Here is a 24071-nt window from a genome sequence, read left to right on the forward strand (position 1 = left end):
ATTCTATTCCTACTTATCATTAAATTTTTCTAATACGACTTTAGCTGTTTCGCTGACTACTTTGTCGTTTGGTTTATCTGTTTTGCCTTCTTTGTTTGTGTATATAACTAGAACAATTGGTTTTGATTCACCTTTAGGGTATACAAAAGCAACATCATTTCTTGATGCATAAGTAATGGCTTGTCCATTCTTATCTGCTACTTTAAAATTCTTTGGTGCACCTTTTTTGATTAAAGTATCTCCACTTTTGTTATTGATCATTAAATCAATTAAGAATGCTTTATTTTCTTTTGATAAACGCCCATCGTTGATCAGTTTATTGAGTGTTTTTCCAAAAGCCTTTGGTGTTGACGTATCTCTATTACTCTTTGGATCGTAATTGTTTAATTCAGGTTCCATTCTAGAAGGTTTAGTAGTCTTATCATCTAATGACTTTAGCCTTTTATTGACTTCTTTATAGCCACCTAATTCTTCAATAATCATATTATTAGCAGTATTATCACTGTATAACATCGTTGCTTCTATTAATTTTTTGATTGTGATATCTTTATTGATAAATTTTTCTAGTACAGGTGAGTATGGCACAATGTCTTCTTTACTAACATGAACTTTTTTATTTAATTCATTGTGAGGTGTCTTTTCAAGTAACATCGCACTACTTACGGCTTTGAAAGTTGAAGCATAGGCAAATCTCTTATCTTCATTAAAGGTAATTTCTTTATCAGTTGCAGTATTTAAAGCATAAACTCCTAAATTAGCATCATATTTATCTTCTACCTTCTTCAAATCTTGCGTTGTCGCATCAGCAGTACTGCAGGCACTGAGCAACAATATAGATGCGATCATTAATATCAATTTCTTCATTACGTATACCTCCTTTAGTAGATAAAAAGTTAAAATTCTCTACCTCTATATTATCAGAGATAGAAATAATTTTTTCAAATAGTTCTTAAATAATCCTATTATATTAATTAAAAATAGAAAAAAATAGTAATAAGAGCATCCCTCACCGCAAAAGTGAAGGATGCTCTGTTTTTATTATAATTAGTATAATGTTCACTTTAATAGGTAGTGGTTAATAATTGTCTGTAAATCATTGTTAAGTACTGTTGTTATAGAGTCATCATTCATAAAATCATCATAAATTTTATCAAGTATTTCTTCATCTCCAACCTCTGTGAAATAACTTACTAAGCCTTTTACTATTGAAACATAATCATGTGATTCTAAATAACAAGCGATCTTTTGCCAGTCTGATTGTGTAGTTTCACGGTTCATAGATAATCCTCCTTTTTATTTTAATGTCCATTTTTAACGTGCTTTAGGATTAAGGGTATGCATGATTTCATTCGTTGCTGGATTAATGAGCTTTTTGACTTTCTTTTTATGAAGTTTTAAGATTTCCATTACTTGTGTAACACGTTCTACAACTACAGGCCGCTTCGCAAAGGCACCATATTACTCGGAATTAGCTAATTGGTTGAGGATAAGAACAGTTGTGAGATCAAGTGATAATACACCATCTAATTGAGGATACATCGTTATTATTGTAAAAAAAGGCTTCTTTTCATCCCATATCTTTTTAAGTAAAGAATTTGATTATCGTGACTAAATATTTCTTCAGTTAGTAAAATGACATAATAAGAAAGGTCTACATCATCCTCATGTACGATGTAGACCTTATTAATCCACTTGTTTATAAATTAATTTTAGTTTCGTGATCCATAGCTGTTTTAGGTCCATTCCAAATTTGAACTGTACTATCATCTTTAACTATGATGGTGTTTGCTCTAGCCCCTGACTTGTTATTTGCATCAATTTCCCATTCTCCATTTCTATAAACTGGCTCTTGGAATTTTAATAAATCAGCATCTCCAACTTCATTTACTTGTTCTTGATTATTATAAGAATTTTTATTATTAGCAGATGCATCAATTTTATCATCTTATTGAGTTTGTAAATTTTCCTGTTTTAAGTCCATCTCTTTGTATTTTGCATAACCAAATATTCCTGATGATGTTAATACAGCTAACACTGCTAGTATAGTTAATACTGATATTAATTTTTCATAATAGTTCCCTCTAATTTTTTAATTTATTCTTCTGTTATTGGTCCTTCACCTGGTTGAGGAAGCACTCCTCTTGCTTGTAGATCATAAATTTTCTTTTGTCTTTCATACGCTTTACGCATTTCTTCGTCTTCAGAACTAGCCTCTGTATCTTCTTCATATGGTTTATGATTTTCTGGGTTTGCCATTTCAGGTGACATTGGTTGAAACTTTCCTTGTTTGGCTAATTCCCATAATTCAGGTGTCATTTCATCTGTTGTAACTAGTCCATCTCCATTTTTATCTGCACTGGCAATTGCTCCATTCTCGTCTACAGATTGTTCTTCAGTTACCTGTTCTTGTTCAGGTACTGCTTCTTCAGTAGAAGTAACCTCATTATTTCCATCAACTTGTGTTTCTGTTGAATTATTGTCATCTGTATTTGCTAGTTCATTTGAATTGTCATTTTTAGAAGATGTTTTCTTAGTTGCACTATCTTTCTCATCTTCTTTCTTTTGTGTGTTCTCAATTTCCATCTTTTTCACTTGGTTCTTTTCATATTGATTCCAAGTGAATAGACCGGCTACGCCTAATAATAAAATGCCTAGTATGATTGTTAGAATGATGATGATTTGTTTCATTTTAAGCTCCTTAAATTTAATCTAATTCGACTTTCTTACTCATAGACATATCTGTATTTGGACCATTCCAGAATTCAACAGTACCGTCTAAATAAACTTTAAATGTATATGATCCAACACCTGATTTATTATTACCTGCTATTTCCCAATAACCATCCTTTAATTTCGGTTCTTGGAATTTTATTAAGTTATGGTCGCCACCTTCTTCGCTATCGATAGCTTCTATTAAGTAATCAAAGACGTTATCTCTAGTTACAACATTGGATTCATCTTCATCACTGGAACTTTCATCTCGATCACAAGCTATACCATTTTGTGAATTGTAGATTGATTCTGTGACTGCACGTTTTACAGTACCAATATCGCCACCAGGGTGACACCAAAACTCTAATACACCTTGGTCAATAAGAGATTCATATGCACTTGCTAATTCTTGGTTGTTATAATCATCTAGACTACATGAATTATTATTTTCAATTAAAGATAATATACATGTCTCAGCATCTTGCGGTGTATCTTGTGTTTCTGATGAAGAAGAATTAGACGCTTCAGTATTAAGTTCAGATTCATTATTATTGATCGTTTCAGTTTCTTGATTATTTTTATTAGCTTGAATTGTTTTGTTATTTAGTTGATTACTTTCATACATTGAATAAGCAAAAAAACCACTAATTGCTAATAATCCAAGTACAAAAACAGATAATAAAATAGATAAAAATACTTTCATTTCAGTCCTCCACAAATATAGGATTTATATTATTTAACAGTAGAATATTTCAGTTTACTCTTATTTTTAGATTTATCGATAGCATAAATCGTTAGTTTTACACCTTTTTTCTGTGCTTTCATTTTTATTTTATAAGTTCCATATTTACTAATTGTTGCTTGTCCTACTTTTTTCTTACCATTATAGATATAAACAGTTGACCCAGCTTCTCCTTTGCCAGTAACGACAGTTGATTTAGTTGTTATTTTACTAACTGAAGGTGTTCTTGGAGGTGTCTTATCAAGTACTTTTAGTGATGCTATGCTACTTTTGTTTTTGCTTTTATCAACTGAATAAACAGTGATTTTAGAGTTTGCTTTTTGATATATAACATTTATTTTATAATTACCTTTTTTATCTACGACAGTTTGGCCGATTTTCTTATTCCCATTATAGACATAAACAGTTGATCCAATTTCTCCTTTACCAGTAATTACTTTAGATACAGAAGTCACTTTACTGATTGTAGGTTTTTTAGGTGGTGTTTTATCTAAAACAACAGTTGTTAAAATGTTACTTTTTATATTGTATTTATTGATTGTAAATAAATTAATTTTAGTGCCCGCTTTTTGTACAGGGATATTCATGAAATACTTTCCGTCTATTACAAGTGCACTACCAATTTTTTTATTATTAACATATGCATAAATCGTCATATTTGAAGTTGCTTTGCCTCGTAATTCTTTAGAAAAATCAGCAACTGGTTCAACACTAAATGGTTGTGTGTTTTCGATTCTCTCGATTGTAAATAATTTTTGACCAAAATTATAAGCTAAAGAATTAGTGTTTCCATATTTATCAGAAGCTAAAATCTTTTCTAAAGTAACTGAACTAGTTTTAGCATAAGAAGGAATAGTAAACTCAATAGTACCTTGCCAATTCCCATTGTTGAGCTGTTTAATACTTCTAGTGAAATTTGCATAATTCATTGGTATATATTTTCCAGACCCGTCTTTATATTCATCTGGATCTTTAGTTGCTAATAATACTTGCATATAAAGTAATTCATTTTCGTCTTTTATTTCTATAGTCATTTTTACAGTGTCATTAGGATTATATATTTTTTTATCAGTCTTATATTTAATGATTTCTGGACTATCATATTCTACACTTCTTGTACTTTCGTCAAATGCAGATTCGTCATATCCACCTAATATTGGATAATTACTACTATCGTTAATGACTTTAATGATGATATCATTATTAGAATTTCCTCTAGATATCGTATATTCGTCTTCAATATCGCTCCAACTATATACTGTTAGTGCAAAAGCATCATCAACCATTTTTTCTGGTAACTTAAATTGCATTAATGATTCCCAATTGCCATTAACTTTTTTTGTAAAAGTTGTCGTTCTTGATACTAATGCTGTTGAATCAAAATGATAGGGAGGATCCATTGATGACCAATTTCCGTCTCTCAAGGAGTATAACATTGCCTCGCTATAAATTGGTTTCTTTCTATCTTTATTATATTCTGTATAGACTTTTACTGTTTCCCCCGGTTTATAATTAATACGGTCAGTGTTAATACTTAATATTCCTTCGTATTCTTGATATATATTCGAATTTTTATATGTGCTATTTCCTTTAATTCTTTTTAGACGTGCATCATTATATTTCTTTTGATCATTTATGATTTTTTCATTTTCATAATCTGTACTACTATAAGCATTTAACTTCATAGTTTTAATTTTGGGTGCAGCAACATTATTGGTTGTTGTACTATTATTATCTTTAGTATTAACATTTACATCTTGAGTTTTATTTATTTTTTCATTTTGAGTATTTATTGTTTCAACTTTATTTGTCAAAGTGCTTTCTTCATTCATTATAGAAGCGTTAATATTTTTTGAGTTAAGGGTTTCGTTATTTACCGTATCTTGTTTAGCATATTCATATTCGGCATTTTGACTAGTTGATAGATTAGAATTGCTTTCAGATTGAGTTGATTTTATTTCGTTTTGCTTTGAATTGTTTGGAAGGCTATTATCATTTTTCTGAGGAGTCGTTCTGGATGGTTCGTTTATATGACTTTGATTTTTGTTGAAGTCATTGTTGGAAGTACTTTGTTGGTTTGAAAAAACATTGTTTTCTACATTATTTATTGTGGTATTCTCTTTGGTATTTTCAGAAGCAAATGTCTCATTATCCTGAAATAATGTCATCGCTATACCTATTGACATAACAGTTGAAGCTGTACCTAAAAACTTTAAAACTTTGTTAGAGTTTTCTTTCATCTACCTATCCCCTTTTTGTATGTTGAAATTAATAAGTTTATTGTAATTCAATTTCAAAATTATATCTACTAAAAATTCAATAATAATTTAGAAATATTGTTACGAGTGGCTTTATATTTATGATATGTGTTTTCTAATAATTAAATTAAAGTTTTAATTGTCCATGCCTTTCTAGCGTATGGATTTAATGGATGCATGATTTCATTTGTTTGAGGATTTGTTAATATGTTGATTTTCTTACTGTGAGGTTTTAACATGTCTAATACATCATTCACTCGATTTTCCACAAGAGGTTTCTTTCCGTAGGAACCCCAAGCCAATAAAACACTATCGGCTTCTTTGACAGCTTTCATAATATGAATATCCGTGTGCTTGTCATGGCTGTTTTCGATATGTTTTAAATTAATGGGGGTATCAATATTTGAAAACAGGTTAATAAAATTAACGCCACCATATTCATCTTTTTCAGCTACTTTATTGACAATAAGTTGTGTTGTAAGGTCAACATTAATAATGCCATCATAATGAGGGTACATCGTTATAATTGTGAGTACTTCTTTATCAATATCCCAAGTTTTCTTGAGAAGATAACGATGCATTTTATCATCACTAAATATCGCTTCGGTTTCTAATACACTTTTGATTGATTTCATTTTTATCTAACTCCTTTATTTAATATTCTTCAGGTAACAACATGACGTAATAAGAAAGGTCTACATCATCTTCTCGGATAATGTAGACCTTATTAATATTGATAGCTTTTGAATAATTTACCTTATGAATTTTTACGTACTCTGGACGTTCTTGCTTATGTTTGATATATAATTGACTACTATGCATATTGAACTGGAATATATGAAAGTAATCAATCTCTTCTAGTTCCTTGAATTGTTCGTTTTCGCGTTGCGCTACAAGTTTCCATAACTGTTGCTGTAACATTTCTGGTAAGTAATTGGCAATACCACGTGTAATATAACGTTCCATGCTCATTTCTCCTTTTCTATATCTTTCATTATTGTAATAACTTCTGTAATGAGTGTGACGCTTATCTGAGCTATGTGTATCCATTTATTCATTATTATGATTCTCCTTTTCAAGTAAGTGTCTTTGATCTAGTAGTGGCATAACTGTGTTATGAAGATATAGGAAGTCCATATCGTTTGTTTCATCAATATAACCAATCGCAATGAGTTGTTTTTGATAGTAGAGGATAAAGGGATATATATGCCTTTCATGAAGTGTATCAGAGTAGTAAGTAAACGTATGAAGGATTTTGTTGGTGAGTGGACCAAGTCTTACATATTGATCAGGTAGTATATTGTCAGAGACTTCATCAATGGCTTCACATTCCCACGCTTCATTTTGAGGTAGGCTAAATAAATCTGTAATATAATGCTTGAGTTGTTTTTCTAGTGTCATCATTATGACCTCCTTTATGATTGTTTGAATACATTTATACATATTCATGGATATAATATATATTTGATTTTTCGTTATACTCGCTATATCCTATCTGATTTAAGTGGTAAAAGTGGTAAATTTAGAGACGTAACATTTATTTTTATCATCAATCACAAAATGAAATTGAGGCATAAAAAAAGTCCCCCAATCTTTTTTCAAAGATTGAGGGATAAGTGTTTCGTCTATTTTGTACCGTATCAGTTTTACTTGCTTATCTTTTGTTATTTCTATGGAGTCAATCAACATTTTCATTAACTGATTTTTAGCTTCTGGGTCTGCTTTCTTGAGTGATGCACTAAACCTATTCATCAACATAATAAGACGTACTTTTAAAACTTTGTAGTTCATCGTTACGGGTTGATTAACTTGTTGGTTATGAGCTGCTTTTATCTTTTCTTCTATAGTTGCTAGCTGTGCATTGAGTTCCTTTTGTTTTTCACTAAGTAATGTACTATCCATTTGATCGTCCAAAAATAATTCTAAGAGTCTTTCTTGTTGTGTTTTTATTTTATGTTTTTGTCTCTTTAAAGTGTCTATATCGTCTACTGCTTCAATAGGGTTCATTTGCTTATGTTTAATATTCTCAATAACATCTTCACAAATCTTTCCCACAACTTCAGGCTGAGATAAGATGATATTAAGATGCTTATGAATAACTGCCTCGACCACCTCAGCTTTTATAGAGTTACTATGACAAGCAGCACTACCTGAGCGATTAAATAAAGAACAAATGTAATAACGCTTGATTGTACGTTCTTTTGATTTTTTCGTATTGTAATAAGTTCGTCTGCACACCATATTATTACCGCATTCCGGACACTTAATAAGTCCGCGAAGATAAAAATCTCCACCAATTGGACGCCCTGGTTTAAAGCTTTTAGATACTAATTTTTCATGTACCTGATCAAATATTTCTTCACTTATAATTGCTTCATGTTTACCTTTTACCAAAATCACTTCGTTTTCCCCACTTTTACCACTTCGTCTTTTAGCGGACCAATTCTGGTAATTATTAAATCTTACGAACCCTTTATAAACAGGATTGTTTAGAATGTATTTGACACCAAATACCGAGAATGGTTTATGATTAATGGTACGATGTCCTTTTTGGTTTAGTATTGTTGTAATGGCCTTAAGTCCTTTATCATAGTTCAAATATAAATCGAAGATTTCTTTGACGATATTCGCCTCATACTTATCTATAACCAAGTCATTTTTTTGTGTCACTGGATTAAGAGATAACTTATAACCTAAAACACGTCCTGTAATGGCCTCTCCTTGCCTTGCTTTAGCATTCATTGACATCTTCACATTTGATATCAGTGTTTGTCTTTCTATAGAACCAATCAAGCCAAACATAGTCACTAATATCTCACCTGAGTATTCTGATGTATCTATATTCTCAGATATCGATTTATAGCCAACACCATGTTCTTTAAAATCGTGAATAATATTAAATACATCACGCATTGACCGTGAAATACGATTGAGTTTCCAACTTAGTACCATTTCAATTTTGTTCGCTTTTACATCGTCTAATAATTGCTTCATTGCTGGACGGTCTTGAATATTTTTACCAGATATACCCGAGTCTGTGTATGTTTGATATTCATAACCTGGGAAATGTTTAAGTACTTCTTTAATCAATACTTGTTCTTGTTCATGAATCGAATAACCACGCTCAGATTGTTCTGACGTACTTACCCTAGAGTATAATGCTATTTTCTTATTCATAGTTTATGTCTCCTTTTTTATTATGTTACTCTATAGACCTTAGGTCTTCATAACATCACATTGATAATATATATTTATATTTACCTTAGTTTTTGTCACTTTTACCACTTTAAAATATGTGCACTATAGGCTCTTGCCTATAGTGCTTATTTTTCTTACTTCTCTTTAATAATCCGTTCTTCGAGGATAGGTGTCATAATTTCTACAATCGCTTCAATTTGTTGCTCATTCATTTTTAAAATTCCTCCTCTTGTGACCATATATCTTCATCTGAATATTGAAATTCACTTTCTGTTGCGTTAAATTCTGATGATTTACGCGCTAATGATTCATTTTTATCATCATTAGAATCATTATTCCAAGCTAAATCAGTCCAATATTCATAACCGTCTCTTAATATAATTTGGCTATTTAAATTATGCATTACAAGTTCTTTAATAAATTGACTACTCAAACTCATTTCCTGCTTTATAACATTATTTAATTTCGAAACTTTTACACGAGATCCTTTATTATGACTTGTAAGATTTCTTATTAGTTTAATACAGTCTTTTTGTTTATTGGTGCTTACCGCTTTAGATGCTATAAAGTAATAGCCAAAATTTAACCAATCATGTGTAATATTTGTAACTCGCTCATTTTCAAGCTTTTCGGTATCATTACTTAAGATTTGCTTGTAGACATACATTAGGTATAAAAATATGTCTTTCTTCTCAATCTGAAGCTTGTCATTCAATTTGGAATCAGCCTTCTGCACATAGAAATCGCAAGGTATAACTGCTATTCGACGTTCTAATGCTTTAGCATGCTCAGCAGGAAAGTTTAGTACAGCATTCGTATTAAAGATAAGTTTTAAATCCAAAGTAACTTCGACTTGTGTCTGTCCTTTACGATCAACATGAATAGGCTCAACTGAAAGTAATTTTTTAAAATCATTAACTACTCTTTCATTAATTCTAGCTTCTCCAATTTCATCACTTGCCATTAAACGTTTACCAATCAAACTCTCTTTGTCGAATCGTCCACCTAATTCATTAAGCGTTTTTGATAGGACATCATTGCTATAAAAGAATGACTTTAATAATTTAATATATACTGATTTCCCATTGTTAGCTGTTCCATATAAAATAAGCCCTCGACGAAGTTTTGCATCCGCTGTAAGTAGCACAGACGTATGTTGGATTAGAAAACTTTTCAAATCTTCATCATGATTTGCTAAATCAAACATGTACTGATTAAAGCTTACAGGTATAGTATCACTAATAGAATCGCTTAGATCTAAATCCAAATTCAATCGTGTTTTAGGAAAAACTTCTATATTATTTTTAACTACTCTATAATCGCTTAGATCGAACATGTTCGGACCACAACCAATATATTGCTCATTCACAGAAAGATTCTCAATATCTGATGATTTTTGTAAGCCCTCAACTACATTTCTCAATACGCTTTGTGAAGGTCTAAAGTCGACTAAAAGTACTTGTACCATTTTAGATACCAAATCTTGCAATTTATCGTCACTTACTTTTTGCCAACCTTTATCGGTAAAAATAAATAGTTCAGAATCGAATCGTTTGATATGAAAAACGTTCATCATCATGTCAATTAATATTGTGTCATTCGGTTTTTTCTGAATTCTATAGTAACTATATATATTAGCTCGGTAGTCCTTATTTTTAGGAATGTTAAGGTGTAATTGATCAATAAACTCGTTATACACCATTTCTGATAATTCAACTTCTTCAAGTTCATTGTCATTGGCGATACTATTAGTTAGGAGAGCAATCAGACCTTCACGGTCGATTGCCTCCTTTGCCTCACTTAATAATTTCATTAACATTTGTAAAATATGGTTCATTTTAATATTCCCCCAAACTCATTTAATGGTGCTATGTCTTCTACGTAATAGCTTTCTCTATATTCACCTACAAGGATTAAATGTTGTTGGTCAATGTAAGGCTCATAATTGATGTGCTTAACGCTATAATTACTATGTCGTTTCAGCCACTCAGATATTGATAATTGCTTATCTGTAGCAACTATCGAAATATTTCGTTTCACATGAAACGTTTGTTTTTCCAACTCAACTTCATATATGAATCGATGTTTAATTTCGCCTGAAAAATCTGTCTCAATTACAGAACGCAATGTAGCAACATATATATGACCTGCTCTTAGTGTTGTTTTTTGTGGGATTTGTAAACTTTGACCTCTGTCATTATTCATTGTCTCTACCTCCAATTTCCTCTATGGTTGCTTTAGCAAAGCTATCCTTAAATAGTCCATTTGCCGTTTGTACCATGAGATTAGCTACTGATTGAGCAACTTCCTCTGTATCACACTCAATCATAATTGCATCGTGAATAGGCAACATAATTCTAAATGACTCATTCATGCATTGCTTTATATAAACTTCTTTTAAAACATGTTTAAATACATAGCTTGCGACATTTTGTACATATTGACCCATCACTTTTTTATCATTTAAGTGACTAACATCATTTTCTATTCCATAAGGCATAATCAACTTCTTGCTTGTTATCACTTGGTTACTTAGAAGCATATAATTACTGAATTTCTTTATTAAGTTATGCCACTCTATTTCAGGTACTTCCTCACTCAATTTAAAATTGTGATAGTTACCTCCGAATAAGAATGATCCGATAAAACATACTTTTACAGCATTCCTATAATCAGAGGATAAGTTTAGATCTTTCAATAAACGCTCATATAAACCATCATCACTTTTCAAGTACGCTATCAAAGTCTTATCATCCGACATGTAAGCTGCTACCGAAGGTTCAAATGCACTGAAATCAATCATATATACACGCTTAAATTGAGATGGTATAATGCATGCCTTAATTTCATTAGGAAGCCCTTGAATATTATATGAAGCTGTCGTTATGCGATGTGTAAAACCGCCTATCAAATTCAGTTTAGTTTTAAGCTTATTTCCATTAAGTGATTTTGAAAGCTTTTCTAGCAATCTTTCAATTCGATAGCGATTACTTTCATTTTTTAATCTATCTATTAGCAACTCGCCAGTTCTTCTTAGTTTATCGATATCAAAGTCTATCCCAACTTGTTCTATATCATCGACTAGTGGCAACAACTCGTTGTGTAAATCATTGTACTGATTTAGTAATTTTTTACTTTCATCATCAAGCTGTTGAATTTTTCTATTGATATTAAGTAACAGCGCGTTTCTCATTTCAAGTACTTCACTCTGATCTGAATTACCAGATATCAACCACTTCTCAGTTTTGTTAAACTCCATTTCAAATGCTAGTCTTTCTAACATCTGTCATCACTCCTATTATTTATTTAATATAATAGTCGATTGGCCAATCAACACTTTAAGTATGTCATCATTCGCTTAATAAATAATGACATCAGAAATTTTTATTTTTTTTCTGATTAAAAAAACCAATACACGTAATTGTGTATTGGTTAATATAGTCTATTCTTTGATTTGATTTTGCGTTTTTATGTGATACTTGTATAGGTCTTCTCTAAGTTTCATACTCGTTATTGCTTCTATAGCTTGTTCAACTAATAAATTATTCCCTTTATAAGAGTTCGCATTTATTAGTTGATTTGCAACATTTTCATCCATTAATTTATGATGTATATCATAATTTTCTTTATACTTATCGAAATAAGAGTTAAGTTGCTTTATCACTTTATCTAAGAGTGATAGAAGGGGGATGAATTCACTATCTCTTTCGACTTTATGTTCTTCAGAAAACTGATATAAAGGATTGGCCTTGAAATAAATTTCTTTCAGTTCACTTATACTTTTATTATCTGTTAAACAAATATTAGTTAAGAACTTAGAATCATTATACTCAGAAATTGATAAATATTCTGATAAGATATAAAAAGCTAAATCCTCTATAGATTTTATTGTTTCTCGGTAAAGTAGATTTATTTTTTCATTTATATCCTTCATTTCATCAGCAGTTTTTAATTCATACTTTAACCTTTCACTATACAATAAATTTTCATAATATTCTCTACTATTAAGTTGATTATAGTCGTTACTATTTCCTTTAACTTTAGTGTCCTCATCGTATTTTAATGACTTATCATTTTCTACTGGCTTTTCTTCAATCTCTGTTTCACTGTGTTTTTTATTTTTTATTATTTTTGCTATTTCATCGTTTTCTTTTCTATATATACTTTTTGGAATATTCAATATATTTTTAACCATGATATCATTTATAGTAGCTTCCGCTTTAGCATATTTATCAATAGCGTGATATTTATAAACCGGATATTCTTGCTTACCATTTGATGTAGAAATTTTTGTTTTTTTAATGTTATCAAGAAATTTAACCCTTTCATACACCTCAATAAAACTCATTTTATAAGGTCTATTAGCTATTTCTTCATTACTTTCATCATTAGAACTAAAGAATACATTTTGTATATATTTATAATAATCAGACACAAAATCAAGGTATTCAATGGAATATGTATGTGGAGCTTCATTAAATGCTTTATCTTCAAAATCATAATTAGTCTTTTCTATATCATGGTCCACCAAAACTTCATCTATCTTTTGAGCCAATCTACTATAAAGTAGATTGGCTTCATAATAGTTTACTTCATCTACTTTATTAAAAAATTTGGATAGTTGAGTTTGAAGCTTTGATTGATTTCGATTAGTAAATTCTTCAATATATTTATATGTATCATCATTAGTAAGATTCTTTTTTAGTTCATTATTGGGTAATGAACTAATTATTTTCACTTGATTGTTTGTATATTTTAAAAACTCACTATTAGATAGATCATGATAAACTTTATTAATTGATTTTTCATCATTTCGCTTTTTAGGTGTATTAGGAAACGGATAATCTACAACTGATGTAACTAGAAAATCTAAGATGTCGTTTTCATACCTAGTCAAATCAAATTGAGCTTTTTCTTCACCATAACTGTTTCTAAACATATTAGGATCAAATGTATATGTATTTTTTAGTTTTAATATCCGCTGGGTCATTTCATCACGTTTATAACCATATTTCCCTTCAATGTTTTTACCTTTATAAATCGTTTTCTTTTGACTTATTTGGCTTAATTTAAATTGCAAACTTGTTTGACTGATATCTTGTCCAAAGTAGATATATGGAACTTCGACTTTAACATTTTTTAAGCTTAAATTTAGGTCTTTAATAACTTTATTAATTGTAATACCTTTAGACACATTCTTATTAACGATATTCTGTAACTCGATTTCACTAAATAAGAGTGAATCTATTACATTATTGTTTTTTCCTCCTTTATTTCCAGTAATTTGTTTAGAAAGCGCATCTAATCCATTTGATTCAAATTCAAGGATATAGTTATTATTTTTCTTCTTAATGTACATATGTTTTATTATAATGGGTTCGTTCTTCAAAAATTTATGTATGTTTGGATCCATAAACACTTTTCTAAAGTATTTATCGATATATATATGAATATTTTCTAAATGACTAATTTGGTATCGTTTTACTTTATCTATAAAGTCGTTACCTAAATTTTTTGACTCTAAATTTATAAAATACCTATTTGATAAACTATATAATCTATCAAACTTATCACCAACAGCAAGTGCATAAATTGGATCAATCTTTTTTGTGATAGCTTCATGAATTTCTTCTTTTGATAAATCTATTTCTGAATAATTCAAAGCTTTATATTGTAGTAACTCATCCATTGAAAATTTATAAAGATTATAAAGTATACTCAATTCCTTTTTTAATTTTATCTTTGATTCTAAATCCAATATTAACACGCCCTTTTAGTTTAATTTTGATAGTTAATTAACCATAAATACTATGACAATTTTAAAATTACACTTCTTCTAAAGCACCTTATTTTTTAGTTTTATTTGTGATAAGCTTCTGCTTATCAGTTGATGATGCGGTTTTTAAGTAATAAGTTCATTAAAAAAATAATTGGCTTATTATGAACAACTAACAGAATTGATTCCAATTATACTACTTCACAATTTATATAGTAATCTTCAATAGATATGATTTTTAATTTTAAATTATTAACTACAATCACCTCATAATAATGGCTTTCTTCGCCTGTTAAATTACCTACATAGAAAGCTGGTGTTCCTTTTTTTACTTTTACCCGTAATTTGTAACCTTCTTCTCTTGATTCGTACCCTTTTATTAATGAAGTGTGTAAAATTCCAAGTTCAAACAAATCTACTCCATTTAAGTTTTTAGCATTTTTCTCCATTAATTTGTATATCCGAGGACTAACCGTTCTATAAGTAGTTATATCCTCTTTTACTTTATATTTATCAAATACCTCTAGAATTTCTTTGTGATCATTAGTACCACTTCTTAAATCTTCATTTATTTTTTCCCCACTACTAGCTAATATATATTCTTCAGTTGGTTGGCCGTTTCTACGTGTTTCAGTCTCATATTCAAGTACTCTATCTACATAACTATGTATATTTTCATGGGATAAATTACTATTGTCCCACTTTTCACCGACACGGCAAAAATAGCCTTTTTGTTTTAAATACCATTTTTTTAATCTAAACACAACTTAAAACCTCTCTAATTAATTATTATCTATAAATATTGTCCGTCGAATACTATTTCTTTAAAGAATCTACAGCTTTAAAAAACATTGATACGTTGTACTCAATATTGTTATGCTTTGTTTTTTTTCTAGGATAGTAGTAATTCTTATAATAATCAATTTTAGCTTCTAACATATTCTGTTCAATAGACAAAGTCGCGATTGATAATTCTTCTTTCAACGCATTTCCAAATCTTTCAATCTGTTCTTTTACATATCTGTACTTTTTAATGGATTCCTCTATCAGTTTAATTCTTTTTTGATTATCTGATTCTTTTTCGCATTCATCCACAATACGCCTAATAATATATAACCTAACAGTCGGTAATCTTATATCTATAAGTAAAATAATGACATATGATTGAATAAATGCGTTCAATCCTTCTTCAAATTCATGGCCAGTTTTCTTTTGTCCTTTAAATGCCTTCAAATATAATTCTATTAAATAAAATAATTCATTTAAAAAAGCCCATGCATATTCCTTTTCTAAAGCAACATAACTAATTAATTGATTAGTAAGATTATAATACTGAATCTCATTATGTAAATATTCCCAATGCTTCTCCATCTTTGTATATGATATTTTTCCTCCTAACCGTACATACTCATTTTCTTTTTTGGATCGATTATAGAGAATATTTGGCTTTGTAACCAATCTTTTTTGCGTCTTGTTTATATCTGCTAATGCTTTTGAGGTAATAGATGGGTCATAACTCAAATGTTCATCTACTTTCTTTATCGCAAGTAGTGATTTTAATTGTTCTTCATTTATAAATGGTTTAAGTTTAAATTCATTGTTTTGACTATTGATATACGTCATAGTATTTAAATTTCTATAAATTTTATTCATACTTCTAAATTCTGAGTCATCTAACAAATAATCAAAATTAGGGTTAAAGTGTTTTTGTATAAATGAAACTCTATGCATCTTTTGGTGTTCATTTAAATCGCTTAAACTTCTTAATAACAATAAGTCTTCATAAACCTCACCTGATATATCAAACTTTAGACAATCTACTAAACTGCCATACTTGTCAATAATTTCTTCTATCGTAGGTATCATATATACCCCCCTCCCTATTTTTTGTTCCGCGTCTAATTAAAATGCTTCATTTATGCTTATTATAGCAATCAACCATTGAGGTGTTAAGCATCTACAGTATTGATTGACTAATAAGACTTATTTGGAGGAACTTATGATGAAAGAAAAAGAATTTTATACACTAAAACGTGCTGTTACAAGCATCGCATTTAATTTACCTGTAGGCACCATGTTTATGTATCACGATTTGAATGTGAGGGCTAATGTTTTGTGCTCGACTGAAATTCAACAAGATGTTGGTCGTTGGTTTGCACATTTTGTAAAATATACACCTAACCTTCCATTCATTGTAGTTGGAAAAAAAGGTTCATCTTTGCTCTACCTTAAAACTGCACCAAATCCGATGAATCATCAAAATAACTGGAAAGGTGGTAACAACTAATGACTAACATCATCTTTAGTGAATATCCATACTGGCTTACTGAAGATTCATGGTATGAAGTTATACCACCGAAAGGTAAAAATGATCAGCAAAAGTCCATACGCTTATCTAGTCCAATTTTAATTAAAAACAAGTTTCTTGACCCCAAATCTGGGGTTGAGAAACTAGTTATTTCCAACGGACAAAATATTGAACGTATTGAAACATCAGATATTTTAACATCGCAAAAGTTACCTTCACTAATCATGTATGGCTTCAGCATCAATGAGAAGTACATTAAATCATTAAGCAATGCACTACAATTAATGCGCCAATCACTGCCTCTGTCATCGTTGTATACGGGTGTCGGTGTGTTAAATACTGATAAAGGTGTCGTCATTTCATTAGATGAACCATATCTTTCAAAAGAAATTACACAGTCGCAGGCGGATGAAATCATTTGTGAAACACAGTACGATCTACAACCTAAAGGCACTTTTGAAGACTGGTGGCAAATGTATCTTGATGAAGTAAAAGGAAACTTGTTACTCGAACTTGCTGTAGTGTTTGGTATTTCTTCATTAGTAACTGCGTTTTTAAAAACAAAACATGAGGTTGAATTCGCAGGTACGATTTTCTCATTTACGGGAAATTCAAGCACGGGTAAATCAACTGCAGCGGCTTTAGGAGTCTCAATAACCGGCAACCCTACTAAAGGTAGTAATACGCTGTTTAGATCATGGAATGGCACTAGAAACGCGCTTGAAGGATATCTAAGTAACAACTATGGTGTACCTATTGTATTGGACGAACTGTCATCTGCAACCTTTAAAGATACAACTGGTTTGCTCTATTCAATTGCCGAAGGTCAAGGAAGACAACGTTCTAATATACACGGAGAAGTCAAGTCACTAAAAAACTGGGGAACCTCAGTAATTAGTACTGCCGAACACAGTATTTTCAATAATAGTGCACGTAATGATGGTTTGAATGTACGTACCATTGAAATATCTGAAGCTTTTACAACTAACGCTGACAACGCAGATACTATTAAAAAAGCAACATCAGCTAATTATGGTCATATCATGCCATTAGTAGCTGAATATCTACTCAATCGTGAACAAGAAGTCATTAAATGGTTCCAAAATGAGCACCTAAGGTTCAAAACTCAACTAGAAAAGGAAACCAGCAATACAGGAATTCGGATGTTCAAACGCTATGCAACCATTACAACATCAGCACGTATATTGGAACGTGTCATTGCCACACCTGTTGATTTGAATGCTGTAAGGGACTATCTTATTAACTATCATTTAGATTCTGTTAGTGAGCGAAGCCTAGCTGATAAAGCAATTGAAGTCATTGTCCAATTTGTAGCACAAAATCGTGGTAAGTTTTCTGACGACACTAGGTTATCAACGCTTATTGAAAATTATGGAATGATTTCACTTGAAGATGATCATATCCAGGTGAAAATGATTGCCTCGGTTTTTAAAAATATGTTAAAAGAACATAATTTCCAAGATACAAATAATGTCATTGATGCACTGAGGGATAAAGATTACATCCAGTCAGACGCCAATCGTAAAACAACAAAACGTAGTGTCAAAGACAAAGAAGGCAAACCAAAAACCATCGTATTTTATCATCTTAAGCTTGATAAATCATACGCTCCTATTTTTGGTCTATCTGAAAAAAGTAAATTCAATATACCCTTATCATTTATCTCTGAACACCAACATCCAATACTACGAGACATGATTTCAAAAGCAAGAGAATGGGATAAAAACGGTGATATTGACTTTTAAAGCTTAAAATATGTTATTAAATAAATTTGCTACAACACCTATTTAAAGGTGTTGTAGCACAAATATTAAATCAATGGAGGAATTGTACTATGAATACAGTAGCACTAGCTCACGAAATTGAAGATGAAAGATTTGAATACTTAGAAAGCACACCCCTAGATACTGTGAAGGAATGCTGTAAACAAGAAGGTCGTCAAATAAGTAACACTTACACTGAGGAGTACAAGTTAATAAATGACATTTTGGAGAAAGTAATCAAACCTACGTCCATTGTTGCATATGGAGAATATGAAGATTACATTCATTTAAAAAAATTTGCTCAAAGAAGAATATCGAATTCGTTACTACTTTTGAGATGCAACTAAAGAATTGTTGTTAATACTATGAATAATGAGGTGATATACATGGACGAATTAATCATACTATTAGCCGATCTGGTTATTGAAGAAATCAATCACGCTGATGACTAATAATACCGCCCAACACCCGACTGGTGTTGGGCTTATCTATAATTTCGTTCATAAATATATATTATCTCTTTGAAAGGAGGAAATACTATGAAACGAGCCATTGGTTATTTGCGCCAAAGTACAACGAAACAACAATCACTCCCAGCTCAAAAGCAAGCAATAGAATTATTAGCTCCAAAGCACAATATTCAAAATATCCAATACATTAGTGATAAGCAATCAGGCAGAACAGATAATCGAACAGGCTATCAACAAGTCACCGAACGCATCCAACAAAGACAATGTGACGTATTATGTTGTTATCGCTTGAATCGACTTCATCGCAACTTGAAAAATGCATTAAAACTCATGAAACTCTGTCAAAAATATCATGTTCATATTCTAAGTGTTCATGATGGCTATTTTGATATGGATAAAGCGTTTGATCGCCTAAAACTCAATATATTCATGAGTCTGGCTGAACTTGAATCCGATAATATTGGAGAACAAGTCAAAAATGGACTTAGAGAAAAGGCAAAACAAGGTAAACTCATAACGACCCATGCGCCTTTCGGTTATCACTATCAAAATGGTACTTTCATCATTAATAATGATGAATCACCTACCGTCAAAGCTGTATTCAATTATTATCTTCAAGGATATGGCTACAAGAAGATTGCACAATATTTAGAAGACGATAATAAACTTATTACCCGCAAGCCTTATCAGGTACGAAATATAATTATGAACCCAAATTATTGTGGTCGTGTCATCAATCAATATGGTCAATATAACAATATGGTACCACCTATTGTTTCGGCAACGAAATATGAACATGCTCAAGCAATCCGTAATAAGAAGCAACTTCACTGTATACCTTCAGAGAATCAGCTGAAACAAAAGATCAAATGTCCTTGTTGTGACTCAACACTGACAAATATGACAATAAGAAAAAAACATACATTGCGATATTATATTTGTCCTAAAAATATGAATGAATCTCGCTTTGTCTGTTCATTCAAAGGAATAAATGCACAAAAATTAGAAGTTCAAGTCTTAGCTACATGTCAGAACTTCTTTCAAAACCAACAGCTCTATTCAAAAATTAATAATGCAATTCATCAACGCCTCAAAAAACAAAGAGTGATAGAAGCTAAAAGTACGCTAACTCAAGAACAACTGATAGATAAACTTGCCAAAGGTATGATTGATGCTGAATCATTCAGAAAACAGACTCATTTGATGAATCAAAAGCACAAAACCATATCCTCCATAAGTGATAATCAGTTACAAACATCACTACAAAAGGTTATACAGAAAAGTTTCACGTTAAACATGCTGCATCCCTATATTGATGAAATTCGCATTACAAAAAATAAAGCCCTTGTTGGGATCTATTTCAAAAATGAACCATTGAACATTGTGAACCAAACCTCGCAATCATCGATTGCTTAATCAGAAAGGATGAAAAAATCATGCAACAACTCAAACAAAAACGTGTCGGTATCTATGTTCGTGTATCAACGGAAATCCAAAGTACTGAAGGCTATAGTATCGATGGACAAATCAATCAAATTCGAGAATATTGTGATTTCAATAACTTTGTTGTTGTAGATGTATACGCGGATAGAGGTATCTCTGGAAAATCTATGAACCGACCAGAACTACAACGTTTGTTAAAAGATGCGAACGAAGGTCAGATTGATTCTGTTATGGTCTACAAAACAAACCGACTAGCACGTAACACTTCTGACTTACTCAAAATTGTTGAAGACCTTCATCGTCAAAATGTCGAATTCTTCAGCTTATCTGAGCGTATGGAAGTCAATACAAGCAGTGGTAAATTGATGCTACAAATTCTAGCGAGTTTTTCAGAATTTGAAAGAAATAATATTGTCGAAAATGTATTCATGGGTCAAACCCGACGCGCTCAAGAAGGCTATTATCAAGGCAATTTGCCGCTGGGCTATGACAAAATACCGGATAGCAAGCATGAACTCATGATAAACCAACATGAAGCGAATATTGTCAAATATATATTTGAGTCATATGCTAAAGGCCACGGATATCGTAAAATTGCGAATGCACTCAATCACAAAGGATACGTGACTAAAAAAGGAAAGCCTTTCAGTATTGGTTCAGTGACCTATATCTTATCTAATCCATTCTATGTTGGTAAAATTCAATTCGCAAAGTACAAAGATTGGAATGAAAAGCGTCGTAAAGGGCTGAATGATAAACCAATAATAGCTGAAGGTAAGCATTCCCCTATTATTATTCAAGACTTATGGGATAAAGTCCAATTACGTAAAAAACAAGTCAGTCAAAAACCTCAAGTCCACGGTAAAGGAACTAATCTATTAACAGGTATCGTTCATTGTCCACAATGTGGTGCACCAATGGCAGCTAGTAACACAACGAACACATTGAAAGATGGTACCAAGAAGCGAATACGTTATTATTCTTGCAGTAACTTCCGAAACAAAGGCTCAAAAGTATGTTCTGCGAATAGCGTTAGAGCTGATGTGATTGAGAAATACGTCATGGATCAAATACTCGAAATTGTCAAAAGTGATAAAGTCATTAACCAAGTCTTAGAACGTGTCAATCAAGAAAATAAAGTCGATATTGGTGCATTGAACCACGATATCGCTTATAAACAACAACAATACGATGAAGTCAGCGGGAAACTCCATAATTTAGTTAAAACCATTGAAGATAATCCGGACCTAACATCTGCATTGAAAGCAACTATTCATCAATATGAAACACAACTCAATGACATTACAAATCAAATGAATCAACTCAAACAGCAACAAAATCAAGAGAAACTATCTTATGATACGAAACAAATCGCTGCCCTATTACAACGAATATTTCAAAATATAGAATCAATGGATAAAGCACAACTCAAAGCATTATATCTTACAGTCATTGACCGTATTGATATTCGTAAAGACGGTAATCATAAAAAACAGTTCTACGTTACACTAAAACTCAATAATGAAATTATTAAACAACTTTTCAATAATACCCCTCTCGACGAAGTGCTCCTCAGCACTTCGTCTTTATTTTTGCCTCAAACGCTCTTTCTTCAAATCTAATATCTATGTACTGTCCTTTCGTCATTCAATAACACCCATCTAACGAATCTTTTCAACATACTAACAAGTCACAACTCAATGTGAAGCTTATATTGTATGACGAAAGAACATCCCAAAATAAAATATGAACGGGATAGCAATGGGATTTGATAAATACATGTAGGATAAGGATTACGCAAGCGTAATCCCGAAATCCCATTATTATTTATAAATAAATAATATAAAAAGAAAAAGTAAGTCGTACTGACACCACCAAATCCAAATGATATATAAATATATCGCTATATTTCCTGAGAAATGAGCGGGATAATGGGATTTCCTTGTCATATCAACAATTGTGATAATTTTCTATTGGGATATTTTCTTAATAACAATGGGATTCACAAACGAAACAAAATTTTTTTGAAGCATATATTATCTATATGGTGTATTACATGTATACATCAAAAACATTATAGGAGGTCATAACCATGACACTAGAAAAACAACTCAAAGAGTATATAACTAACTTATTCAATCTGCCAAAGGACGAAAAATGGGAATGTGAATCTATCGAGGAAGTGGCAGATAATATCCTTCCTGATCAATATATCAGACTTGGTCCGCTTACCAACAAAATCCTTCATACGTATACTTACTACTCTGACACACTTCATGAAAGGCATATATACCCCTTTATCCTCTACTATCAAAAACAACTTATTGCGATTGGTTATATTGATGAAACAAACGATATGGACTTCTTATATCTTCATAACACAGTTATGCCACTACTAGATCAAAGACACTTACTTGAAAAGGAGAATTATAATAATGAATAAATGGATACACATAGCTCAGATAAGCGTCACAGTCATTACAGAAGTTATTACAATAATGAAAGATATAGAAAAGGAGAAATGAGCATGAAACGTTATATTACACGTAGTATTGCCAATTACTTGCCAGCAATGTTGCAGCAACAGTTATGGAAACTTGTAGCGCAACGCGAAAACGAACAATTCAAGGAACTAGAAGAGATTGATTACTTTCATATATTCCAGTTCAATATGCATAATAGTCAATTATATATCAAACATAAGCAAGAACGTCCAGAGTACGTAAAAATTCATAAGGCAAATTATTCAAAAGCTATCAATATTAATAAGGTCTACATTATCCGAGAAGATGATGTAGACCTTTCTTATTACGTCATGTTGTTACCTGAAGAATATTAAATAAAGGAGTTAGATAAAATGAAATCAATCAAAAGTGTATTAGAAACTGAAGCGATATTTAGTCAGGATAAAATGCATCGTTATCTTCTCAAGAAAACTTGGGATATTGATAAAGAAGTACTTACAATTATAACGATGTATCCTCATTATGATGGTGTTATCAACGTTGACCTTACAACACAACTTATTGTCAATAAAGTAGCTGAAAAAGATGAATATGGTGGCGTTAATTTTATAAATCTTTTTTCAAATATTGATACCCCCATTAATTTAAAACATATCGAAAACAGCCATGACAAGCACACGGATATTCACATTATGAAAGCTGTCAAAGAAGCCGATAGTGTTTTATTGGCTTGGGGTTCCTACGGAAAAAAACCTCTTGTGGAAAATCGAGTGAATGAAGTATTAGACATGTTAAAACCTCACAGTAAGAAAATCAGTATATTAACAAATCCTCAAACAAATGAAATCATGCATCCATTAAATCCATACGCTAGAAAGGCATGGACAATTAAACCATTAAAGGAGACTAAATAGA

23 protein-coding genes and 2 pseudogenes are annotated in these 24071 nt (G+C 31.1%); 8 read left to right on the plus strand and 17 right to left on the minus strand.

The window, feature by feature from the left end:
- Positions 1-9: 9 nt before the first annotated feature.
- The 17 genes and pseudogenes from bla to LQ615_RS07250 all read right to left on the minus strand — a co-directional run bounded on the left by bla (position 10) and on the right by LQ615_RS07250 (position 16552).
- Positions 10-864 carry a BlaZ-like penicillin-hydrolyzing class A beta-lactamase gene (gene bla, locus LQ615_RS07175; protein ID WP_239703787.1) on the minus strand — a complete coding sequence of 285 codons (855 nt, stop codon included), beginning with the start codon at positions 862-864 and terminating at the stop codon, positions 10-12.
- 192 nt (positions 865-1056) lie between these two features.
- Complete coding sequence (locus tag LQ615_RS07180; protein WP_107360087.1) at positions 1057-1278, minus strand: hypothetical protein; 222 nt, start codon at positions 1276-1278, stop codon at positions 1057-1059.
- Positions 1279-1311: 33 nt separating this feature from the next.
- Positions 1312-1590, minus strand: a pseudogene (locus LQ615_RS07185) (DUF1643 domain-containing protein); the annotation flags it as partial.
- 26 nt (positions 1591-1616) lie between these two features.
- A pseudogene (locus tag LQ615_RS13580) lies at positions 1617-1688 on the minus strand (DUF960 family protein); the annotation flags it as partial.
- Between the two features lie 406 nt (positions 1689-2094).
- Entirely contained in the window at positions 2095-2688 is a 594-nt protein-coding gene (locus tag LQ615_RS07190; protein WP_239703786.1) for a hypothetical protein, read from the minus strand.
- Between the two features lie 16 nt (positions 2689-2704).
- On the minus strand, positions 2705-3415 hold the full coding sequence (locus LQ615_RS07195) for a hypothetical protein (RefSeq protein WP_239703785.1): 711 nt from the start codon (positions 3413-3415) through the stop codon (positions 2705-2707).
- Between the two features lie 29 nt (positions 3416-3444).
- On the minus strand, positions 3445-5694 hold the full coding sequence (locus LQ615_RS07200) for an Ig-like domain-containing protein (protein WP_239703784.1): 2250 nt from the start codon (positions 5692-5694) through the stop codon (positions 3445-3447).
- A gap of 140 nt (positions 5695-5834) precedes the next feature.
- Positions 5835-6347 carry a DUF1643 domain-containing protein gene (locus LQ615_RS07205; RefSeq protein ID WP_239703783.1) on the minus strand — a complete coding sequence of 171 codons (513 nt, stop codon included), beginning with the start codon at positions 6345-6347 and terminating at the stop codon, positions 5835-5837.
- Positions 6348-6366: 19 nt separating this feature from the next.
- On the minus strand, positions 6367-6678 hold the full coding sequence (locus tag LQ615_RS07210; protein WP_239703782.1) for a DUF960 family protein: 312 nt from the start codon (positions 6676-6678) through the stop codon (positions 6367-6369).
- An 84-nt stretch (positions 6679-6762) separates the two neighbouring features.
- Positions 6763-7113 carry an SAUGI family uracil-DNA glycosylase inhibitor gene (locus LQ615_RS07215; RefSeq protein WP_204178679.1) on the minus strand — a complete coding sequence of 117 codons (351 nt, stop codon included), beginning with the start codon at positions 7111-7113 and terminating at the stop codon, positions 6763-6765.
- 99 nt (positions 7114-7212) lie between these two features.
- Positions 7213-8889: a cassette chromosome recombinase CcrC gene (gene ccrC / locus LQ615_RS07220; RefSeq protein ID WP_210127372.1), complete on the minus strand. Its 1677-nt coding sequence runs from the start codon at positions 8887-8889 to the stop codon at positions 7213-7215.
- Between the two features lie 235 nt (positions 8890-9124).
- Entirely contained in the window at positions 9125-10747 is a 1623-nt protein-coding gene (locus LQ615_RS07225; protein WP_239703781.1) for a DUF5906 domain-containing protein, read from the minus strand.
- Positions 10744-11115 carry a hypothetical protein gene (locus tag LQ615_RS07230; protein WP_239703780.1) on the minus strand — a complete coding sequence of 124 codons (372 nt, stop codon included), beginning with the start codon at positions 11113-11115 and terminating at the stop codon, positions 10744-10746. Before LQ615_RS07230 ends, LQ615_RS07225 begins: the two co-directional genes overlap by 4 nt.
- Entirely contained in the window at positions 11108-12193 is a 1086-nt protein-coding gene (locus LQ615_RS07235) for a DNA polymerase family A protein (RefSeq protein ID WP_239703779.1), read from the minus strand. Before LQ615_RS07235 ends, LQ615_RS07230 begins: the two co-directional genes overlap by 8 nt.
- Positions 12194-12352: 159 nt before the next feature.
- On the minus strand, positions 12353-14668 hold the full coding sequence (locus LQ615_RS07240) for an HAD family hydrolase (protein WP_239713551.1): 2316 nt from the start codon (positions 14666-14668) through the stop codon (positions 12353-12355).
- Between the two features lie 209 nt (positions 14669-14877).
- Positions 14878-15450 carry an ADP-ribosyltransferase gene (locus tag LQ615_RS07245; protein WP_000489177.1) on the minus strand — a complete coding sequence of 191 codons (573 nt, stop codon included), beginning with the start codon at positions 15448-15450 and terminating at the stop codon, positions 14878-14880.
- Between the two features lie 52 nt (positions 15451-15502).
- Positions 15503-16552: a hypothetical protein gene (locus LQ615_RS07250; protein ID WP_000613217.1), complete on the minus strand. Its 1050-nt coding sequence runs from the start codon at positions 16550-16552 to the stop codon at positions 15503-15505.
- Between the two features lie 136 nt (positions 16553-16688).
- On the opposite strand from LQ615_RS07250, the gene ssb reads away from it, so the two are divergent.
- The 8 genes from ssb to LQ615_RS07290 all read left to right on the plus strand — a co-directional run bounded on the left by ssb (position 16689) and on the right by LQ615_RS07290 (position 24070).
- Positions 16689-16973 (plus strand): cassette chromosome ssDNA-binding protein, encoded by a 285-nt coding sequence (gene ssb, locus LQ615_RS07255; RefSeq protein ID WP_000659554.1) that lies wholly within the window; start codon positions 16689-16691, stop codon positions 16971-16973.
- Positions 16973-18760 (plus strand): cassette chromosome replicative helicase, encoded by a 1788-nt coding sequence (gene cch1 / locus LQ615_RS07260; protein ID WP_000181743.1) that lies wholly within the window; start codon positions 16973-16975, stop codon positions 18758-18760. The genes ssb and cch1 overlap by 1 nt, the downstream gene beginning before the upstream one ends.
- A gap of 89 nt (positions 18761-18849) precedes the next feature.
- The gene (locus tag LQ615_RS07265) at positions 18850-19125 is read left to right on the plus strand and encodes a hypothetical protein (RefSeq protein ID WP_001791132.1); all 276 of its coding nucleotides are present in this window, start codon (positions 18850-18852) and stop codon (positions 19123-19125) included.
- A gap of 192 nt (positions 19126-19317) precedes the next feature.
- Complete coding sequence (gene ccrA / locus LQ615_RS07270; protein ID WP_000816499.1) at positions 19318-20664, plus strand: cassette chromosome recombinase CcrA; 1347 nt, start codon at positions 19318-19320, stop codon at positions 20662-20664.
- Between the two features lie 20 nt (positions 20665-20684).
- On the plus strand, positions 20685-22313 hold the full coding sequence (ccrB, locus tag LQ615_RS07275; RefSeq protein ID WP_001186596.1) for a cassette chromosome recombinase CcrB: 1629 nt from the start codon (positions 20685-20687) through the stop codon (positions 22311-22313).
- A 470-nt stretch (positions 22314-22783) separates the two neighbouring features.
- Positions 22784-23134 (plus strand): SAUGI family uracil-DNA glycosylase inhibitor, encoded by a 351-nt coding sequence (locus LQ615_RS07280; RefSeq protein WP_000171449.1) that lies wholly within the window; start codon positions 22784-22786, stop codon positions 23132-23134.
- An 84-nt stretch (positions 23135-23218) separates the two neighbouring features.
- Complete coding sequence (locus LQ615_RS07285) at positions 23219-23530, plus strand: DUF960 family protein (protein ID WP_000833212.1); 312 nt, start codon at positions 23219-23221, stop codon at positions 23528-23530.
- A gap of 18 nt (positions 23531-23548) precedes the next feature.
- A complete protein-coding gene (locus LQ615_RS07290) occupies positions 23549-24070 on the plus strand; it encodes a DUF1643 domain-containing protein (protein WP_000836008.1) in 522 nt (173 codons plus the stop codon).
- The last annotated feature ends 1 nt before the right edge of the window (position 24071 follow it).

Source organism: Mammaliicoccus sp. C-M13, assembly GCF_022386845.1.
Lineage (GTDB): Bacteria > Bacillota > Bacilli > Staphylococcales > Staphylococcaceae > Mammaliicoccus > Mammaliicoccus lentus.